Source organism: bacterium (genome assembly GCA_041648665.1).
Lineage (GTDB): Bacteria > UBA10199 > UBA10199 > 2-02-FULL-44-16 > JAAZCA01 > JAFGMW01.
Window position 1 is genome coordinate 39,468 of sequence record JBAZOP010000016.1, and the last position, 6,693, is coordinate 46,160.

The following is a 6,693-nucleotide window of genomic DNA, read 5'->3' on the forward strand; positions in this document are numbered from 1 at the left end:
ATTCTGGGAGCCCATGTGCGGGCAGTACAGCGAACGATTGCAGGAATTCTCTACGACGAACCGGTCGTCCAGATCTCGCAGTCGACCGGGGACGGGGATATCGATATCAACCTCGCGAAGGTTAGAGGGGTCGCGACGTCCGTTGATGCTGATGGGAACCTTATGATCGGCCTACCGGTCGCGAAGCTCCATTGCTCCAACTCGGGAGCCATTTCCCAGGGTGGGAACTATACCTCGACAGCCGAAGATGCTAGCAGGTATTGTCGCATCACGGGCTGGGTATTCTGTGATCGGGCAGGAAGCCTGGAGATTCAGCAGTGTGCGACCGTGAACGGAACCTATCGCGCCATCCTCACTGAGGCGACAGTTGCGAGCACCCTCAAGACCTTTAATGTCAACCTGGTCTTGCCCTTTGTTCGCATCAAGTGGACCGAAGGAGGAGCCGGGGCGACGACAGCTCATGAGATCACGGCATATCTACGGGCGCTATGATGGGCACTGAAATCAACCAGCGGCAGGTGAAATACCCTACACAGCACTTTGGCTATCCCGATGGAGCGTACCTGGCATCAGGGGCAGCGACCCCTCTCCTCTGGGTGGGAGGAGGTATAGGATTTTACGTCAACCAGGGGGATGGGAATTACCTTGAGTATGCCGTGAACTGCAAGGGGGGTGAAAAACGGGTCTTTACCCCTCTGGCAAAACGAACCAATGCAGCAATCGTAGACTGTTACCTCAACGGTACCTTGGTCGCCGCAGGGCTGGATCAGTATGCTGCATCTGGTATACGGTACGTGCATCTCTACCCCGTGACCCTCAAGGCAGGCCGGAACATCCTGCGGATCAAAGCTAATGGCAAGAATCCCCTGTCGAGTGGGTATGCCATCTTTACCGGGGCCTGCTATGCCAGGGGGACGTGAGATGTCCGAAGTGGATGGCATGGCAATTGGCTTTCCTCTGGCACGGTTCAAGGACCAGGCAGATCGGTACTACTCAGCCCAGGGGATACGGATAGAACCTGGATTGTCTATCTGTGTCTCGGTAGGAACTATCAATGGTGAAGGGAGGTATAGCGAATTTGACCTGTACCTGACAGGATCAGAGACCATGCTGGACGTGGGGGCCGATAAAAACCCCTGTGGGGCCATCATTGATGTGACGCTCAACGGGGTGGTGGTCATCAATGATTATGACACCTACAAAGCCGCACCCAGGCAGTTTGTGACGATCAATGTACCAGGCATCAGTTTCCGGAGTGGTCTGAATACTGTGCGGGTGACGGTGGTAGGGAAGAACCCCTCAGCCAAGGATTGGGTGGCGAAGGTGATGTGGTGTGCAGCCCATTAACGAGATTGACGGGCTGGATGTCCCCCTGATCACCCAGGGCATTTTTGATCGCGCCATGTACAACTGGGATGAGGAGAACTACATCATCAGGAGATGTAATGCGGGATTCGGGCTGGATGATAAAGACTATAATGGGTCCTCGATCTTCTGCAATTTGGTCTGCAGCGGAAAAGAGACTACCTTGTACGTCCGATTAGGCCAGGGGCCCTGTATGGGGAATGCCCGCATCTACCTGAATGGGGTAGCCGTAGCTGATGCTGTTGACTGCTACAAGGCGGATCATGGGGTGGGGACATCCACCATTTCGGGGCTGACCTTCCTGAAAGGGCTTAACGTTGTACAGATCCGGGTGGAGGGGCACAATGCCAGTACCGATTTCTACCAGCTGGTGGTCCAGCAGGTCTTAGCGTGGTGAGAACGTATGCCAGAAATGACAAAAACCAAGGATTTCATCAACGAGCAGGGATACCGACAGATTGAGTATGAAGGGGCGGAAACCCCCTCCCCACAATCCCTGCAGGCACAGATTGACGATCTCAAGATACGGATAGGGAAACTGGAGGGGGGACGCATTAAAGGGTAAACATCAGCGGATCAGCGATTATGAGCAGGTTAGTGGCAACGGACCCGCGAATTTCGTGCCGAAAGGCAGCACCCCATACTGATTCTAACCGCTCTCTTTTTTATCTCCACCAGTAGCGACCCAAACGTGATCCGAGGCCGAATACCAGACGAAGAATGCCAGCAGACCCAGGGGAACATAGGCAATCGGTCCCAGCGATTCAACGAACATATCAGTGATAGGGGAGAAGACGATCCAGGCAATCAGGACGATCACGCCGATCACGGCCGACGCCGAGATCGTTACCAGCTTACGGGCGGCATAATTCATTATACGTGGTAGTAATGGGTCTCAAAAAATAAGGTTTTCGTACATTCGCCCTGTGCGTAGACGATGCAACAGGCGTGCGGCTATAATTTTTTCCTTCTTATCCTGAGATTATTGCAGCGGGAGCGACGTTCATTCCCTGGAGATATCCGTCCCCACGGATGTGCAGAAGCGAGTCAAGCGGACCGCGAGCGTGACGCGGGGATAAAAAATATAGAGTCCTTTTTCTCGACACCCCTTGGAGGCAGGGGTTCACATCCCCTGCTCGCTTGCCCGTACAAGCAGCGGTATCAACCGATCGAGGTCTTCATCGATCTGTTTAAGCCGTTCCATGAAATCTCTACCATAAAAGCTTCTCTTAGGATCTCGTTGATATTGTGAAAACAGAATAATATTTGGATATACCCTCAAAATGAGGTCGATAATCTCTTTATCCAGAGAATAAATTTCTTTTTGAAGAATAAAATAAAGACCCGAACCTGAATAGATCTGTATTGGTGAGGCTAAGAACTGCGCATAGGTCTTCCCATCGATGATGTTTGCAGCTTTGAACCGTGCTTGAATTTCTCTGGTTTCGTAGAGAAATCCGGTAGCAATCCTCCGGATCTCATCTTGTTGTTGGGTCGCTGCGGTTTCTGCCGCGAAGACGAATCCAACGAGCGACGCGATTAGTGCACCGAAAAGCATCTCATTTGCTGATCCTGCGGCTGTGGTCATCATATCCGCTACATACAACGGCGGCCATCCCAACCATGCATATGATGATGATATAAGTGGCGGTAAAGCGATAGATCCGACAATCAATATCAATAAACCCGCCCAAACCTTCCTCCGAATTCTATACCAGTACATTTTTTCCCCTCACACGGTCTGCATGACAATTCTTTGCTGAAAATAAATCGGGAGTTCATAAATAGTATTAGGGTATATCGCAATGTTTTTCGGCTTGCTCCGCTCAGGTTCGCGCATGGCTTATTCTCGTGCGGTCGCCCTCCTCCTGATAGCCGTCTGCATCCTCGCGGCGGGGTGCACGTCGACGCAGCACCCGGCGACCATCACCGGAGGTGCGTCGACTACTACGGCCCCGGTGTCCACCCCATCTACCGTCGGGGGCTTCGCCACGGTCGCGGCCCCACTCACGACAATGACGACCGCCACCATTCCAACGGCCGCGATACCTGTCACAGGGTCGCTCGTCGTCCGGTTCCTCGACGTCAGCCAAGGTGACGCGATCCTCCTGCAATCCGCATCCGGGAAGACCATGCTCGTCGACGCTGGCCCGACATCGGCAGGATCTTCCGTGGTCTCCACGCTCCGAGACCTCGGCATCACGTCCCTCGACGTCGTGGTCGCGACGCATCCCCACGAGGATCATATCGGCGGCATGGCAGCCGTCCTAGCGGCCTTCCCCGTCAAGGAGTTCATCGATATCGGGTATCCGCACACGACGTCGACGTGTCAACTGCCACCCGTTAAATCGGGTGGCTTGTAACTATGTCAGAGACACGCTACATTCGGCTGGTTGACAGGCAGCCTGCCTACACCAGATATACCGGCGTGGGCGATGTTCCGAGCAGCGTTGAGGTCAGCATGGAGTTCGAATCCGCAGTTACGGCAGATGAATTGGGAACCGTGACGGTTCCCCTTGTAGACGTGCCCGCATTTCGAGCATTTCTGCGAGGTGTATCGGGCGTCCACGAGAACCACGGACTTGCCAAGCGATTCGGATTTATACCGGAGGAATTGTTCGAGCTGGTAGAAACTCCAGCCATTCAGGTTCCGATTGAACTCTGTACCTCGCCGCTTCTGGACCCGGATCTTCGACAGGTCTTCGAGCGCGAAGATCGTGTACTCGGAATTAGCAATCTGTTTCGAGATGCAATGGTTGATATCAGTCATAAACCGTCTTTCTCGCCCGCTCAGGCGTTTCAATTTGCGTTTGGCGGATCGAGTGCCTTTCGACTGAAGGTCTGCCCGAAGATGCTGGTGCCGTCCCCTGATGGCACGGGTCGTGCGGGCGTTGAAGAAGGAACTGTCAGAACAGACCGCGACGTTCTTCATGCCCCGGTCGATCCCGAGGACGCGAACGATATCGGTTTGGTTTGGGGTTGGCAGTTCTATCTGGACATGGAGGTAAAAATGCCGGTTGGTGTACGAGAGTGTCGAACTTTTAATCGTTCCCTCGACGTACTGGCGGTAACAGTCCGGCAGCGTGAACTCTGCACGGACTCTGCCGCTGGTGGTGGCAATCGACGCGAAGCCGTGCAACAGACTTACCCGGACGACCCGCTGGTTGTACCGGATGGCGGCGAACGGTCGGCGTTCTGGAAGCCGTGTGCATTTGGTGGCTTTCAGCGCATCACACGCGCAATCTCGAGCCCCCTGCACCAGCGACGAAGGGAGATTCGGTATCGAAGTCCGAACATCGCGGTACGTGGCAGCATGGTTTCGCACCTTGTTATAAGTGTGGTTCGCAAACCCCCACCGTGCCGACGCGGTGAACGCTTCAGTGTACGCTCGCATTGTGTCACGCAATGCCGAAGCTCCGCAAGGGAGCAGCTGGAGTTTGACCGTAACCGAGCGTATCACACTCATATGTTCTGTATATTACACGAAAAAGGTTTTGGAGGTGACACGCAGACGCGCCCCTCCCGGCATAAACACCAGGGTCTCCGCGCTGCACGTATAATGAAGTTCACAGTCGATCGAATCGAAGAGGGGATCCTGGTCCTCCTCCTCCGCGTGGACGAGGGCGTGAAGGTAGAGATCCCGTCCGTGCTCGCGCCGGGGATCTGCGAGGGCGATATCGTCGACCTCACGATCACCAAGGACGAGACGGAGACGGATGCCGCGAAGCAGCGGGTATCGTCGCTCATCGAGAAGCTGAAGAACAAAAAGTAGCCGGTGCATACCCGATCCCCTTATCAGCACTCGGGCTGAGTCTCGAGAAGCACACCCTGGAGCCCTGCTGATCTAACGTCATGGCTCCCGGTCATCCAGCTGATATGAGGTGCATCGATGGCATCAGATCAACTCACGAATACGACCGCCTACCTCGCCGGACAGGCCCGCACCGGGATCCTGTCGCCGACCGAAGCCGATACCCTGCTCGCCTACCTGACCGAATACAAGGTCCTGCACGGCCCCTCGCCGCACTTCCTCGCGGTGCGGGGGAGCCACCTGTACCGGATCCTCCAGCAACTCCACGCCACCACAGGCAGGAGCCTCGAGACGGCATCGACGCTCGACCTCCTCCGGACGATCGACGCGATCCGATCCCTGCCGCAGTACAAACCGAACTATAGACGAGCAATGGTCCAGGCGACCAAAGTCTTCTGCGACTGGTATGCCGAGCAGCGCCCGGACCTCGATGCCGCGAAGATCCGGAAAGCACGTCTGCCCGACGGCGAGTGGAAGTGCAAAGGACCCGAGGATATCCTCACCAAAGACCAGGTCCTCGCGGTGCTGGCCGCCTGCACGTGCACGCGGGACCGCTGTTTCGTCGCGATGGTCTACGATGGCGCGAACCGGCCCTCCGAGGTGCTGGCGCTCACGTGGGGCGCTATCCAGGTGACAGGCGAGACCGCGCATTTTATCACGAACGCGAAGACCGGCATCGAACGCTACGTGCCGCTGGCGTTTGCGCTGCCCTATCTCTATGCCTGGAAGAACGAGTACCCGGGCGATCCTGCAGGGGAGAACCCGGTCTTCGTGACCCTGAACGTACATCAGGGGAAGCACCGCAAGATGACGAAACGGGCGATGGACCACCGCATCCAGGCAATCAGGAACAAGACCGGTATCCCCGTGATGCCGTCGATCTTCCGGCCGACCCGGACGACGCACGATATGGACGACCACGTGCCGATGCCGTTCATCATGCTGCGGGGCTGGGGATCTTTAAAGACCCGGATGATCGACCGCTATACCCATCTCGACCGCTCCTACATGGACCGCACGGCCCGCGAGGCTGCCGGCCTGCCGGTGACAGCGAAGGAGGAGGTGGCGGCCGCCCGGAAGCTGCAGCATATCGTCTGCCCGCACTGCCAGCAGCCGCGGCTCGCGACCGATGCCTGGTGCACCTGCGGCGAACCGTTATCAGAGGATGCGAAGGCGACGTTCGAAGCGCGCCTCGAGGACGCGAAGCGCGACCCGTTCTACGAGGCGCTGAAAAAGGATCTGCTGGCGGAATTGGGGAAGAGAGGTTAATCCTTGAACCGTTCGGCGATGAACTCTTTTGTCGCTGACTCGGCTTCTTTGCGTGCGTTCTCCCGGACGATTGCCGCCATGAGGTCGCGGAATTCAGCGCTGTTGACCAACGTGGCGACTAATTTTTCGTAATCGATCATGGCGACATCAGCACATTCTCGGTTATTGAAATAGAGGGTAAGAATCTTTGCCACAAGCCGCGAAACATTCCCCTCTTCTTCGCGGTCGGCAACCTCCTGCAATCGTCG

At 56.1% G+C, this 6,693-nt stretch carries 11 protein-coding genes; 7 read left to right on the forward strand and 4 right to left on the reverse strand.

The features are described from left to right. Nucleotides 1–15 precede the first annotated feature (15 nt). Genes WC683_07575 through WC683_07590 form a run of 4 tightly spaced genes read left to right on the forward strand, consistent with a single transcriptional unit; the run spans nucleotide 16 to nucleotide 1,762 of the window. Nucleotides 16–492, forward strand: coding sequence for a hypothetical protein (locus tag WC683_07575; GenBank protein ID MFA4972458.1), 477 nt, complete (start codon nucleotides 16–18; stop codon nucleotides 490–492). Further along, entirely contained in the window at nucleotides 492–920 is a 429-nt protein-coding gene (locus WC683_07580) for a hypothetical protein (GenBank protein ID MFA4972459.1), read from the forward strand. The genes WC683_07575 and WC683_07580 overlap by 1 nt, the downstream gene beginning before the upstream one ends. 1 nt (nucleotide 921) lies before the next feature. Next, the gene (locus WC683_07585; GenBank protein MFA4972460.1) at nucleotides 922–1,347 is read left to right on the forward strand and encodes a hypothetical protein; all 426 of its coding nucleotides are present in this window, start codon (nucleotides 922–924) and stop codon (nucleotides 1,345–1,347) included. Beyond that, nucleotides 1,334–1,762 carry a hypothetical protein gene (locus tag WC683_07590; protein ID MFA4972461.1) on the forward strand — a complete coding sequence of 143 codons (429 nt, stop codon included), beginning with the start codon at nucleotides 1,334–1,336 and terminating at the stop codon, nucleotides 1,760–1,762. The genes WC683_07585 and WC683_07590 overlap by 14 nt, the downstream gene beginning before the upstream one ends. 252 nt (nucleotides 1,763–2,014) lie before the next feature. Here WC683_07590 and WC683_07595 read toward each other — a convergent pair whose 3' ends face one another. Together WC683_07595 and WC683_07600 are read right to left on the reverse strand one after the other, a co-directional pair. Next, a complete protein-coding gene (locus WC683_07595) occupies nucleotides 2,015–2,194 on the reverse strand; it encodes a hypothetical protein (protein MFA4972462.1) in 180 nt (59 codons plus the stop codon). A gap of 294 nt (nucleotides 2,195–2,488) precedes the next feature. Further along, a complete protein-coding gene (locus WC683_07600) occupies nucleotides 2,489–3,088 on the reverse strand; it encodes a hypothetical protein (GenBank protein MFA4972463.1) in 600 nt (199 codons plus the stop codon). Between the two features lie 235 nt (nucleotides 3,089–3,323). Here WC683_07600 and WC683_07605 point away from each other — a divergent pair, with 235 nt between their 5' ends. After that, nucleotides 3,324–3,728 (forward strand): MBL fold metallo-hydrolase, encoded by a 405-nt coding sequence (locus WC683_07605; GenBank protein MFA4972464.1) that lies wholly within the window; start codon nucleotides 3,324–3,326, stop codon nucleotides 3,726–3,728. A 5-nt stretch (nucleotides 3,729–3,733) separates the two neighbouring features. On the opposite strand, the gene WC683_07610 is transcribed toward WC683_07605, so the two are convergent. After that, entirely contained in the window at nucleotides 3,734–4,831 is a 1,098-nt protein-coding gene (locus WC683_07610) for a transposase (GenBank protein ID MFA4972465.1), read from the reverse strand. 93 nt (nucleotides 4,832–4,924) lie between these two features. On the opposite strand from WC683_07610, the gene WC683_07615 reads away from it, so the two are divergent. Both WC683_07615 and WC683_07620 read left to right on the forward strand, forming a co-directional pair. Beyond that, nucleotides 4,925–5,137 (forward strand): DUF3006 domain-containing protein, encoded by a 213-nt coding sequence (locus WC683_07615; protein MFA4972466.1) that lies wholly within the window; start codon nucleotides 4,925–4,927, stop codon nucleotides 5,135–5,137. Nucleotides 5,138–5,254: 117 nt separating this feature from the next. Next, nucleotides 5,255–6,445, forward strand: coding sequence for a tyrosine-type recombinase/integrase (locus tag WC683_07620; GenBank protein MFA4972467.1), 1,191 nt, complete (start codon nucleotides 5,255–5,257; stop codon nucleotides 6,443–6,445). Here WC683_07620 and WC683_07625 read toward each other — a convergent pair. Next, the coding region (locus WC683_07625) for a hypothetical protein (protein MFA4972468.1) at nucleotides 6,442–6,693 on the reverse strand (252 nt) is incomplete at its 5' end. The two genes, WC683_07620 and WC683_07625, sit on opposite strands and share 4 nt — an antisense overlap.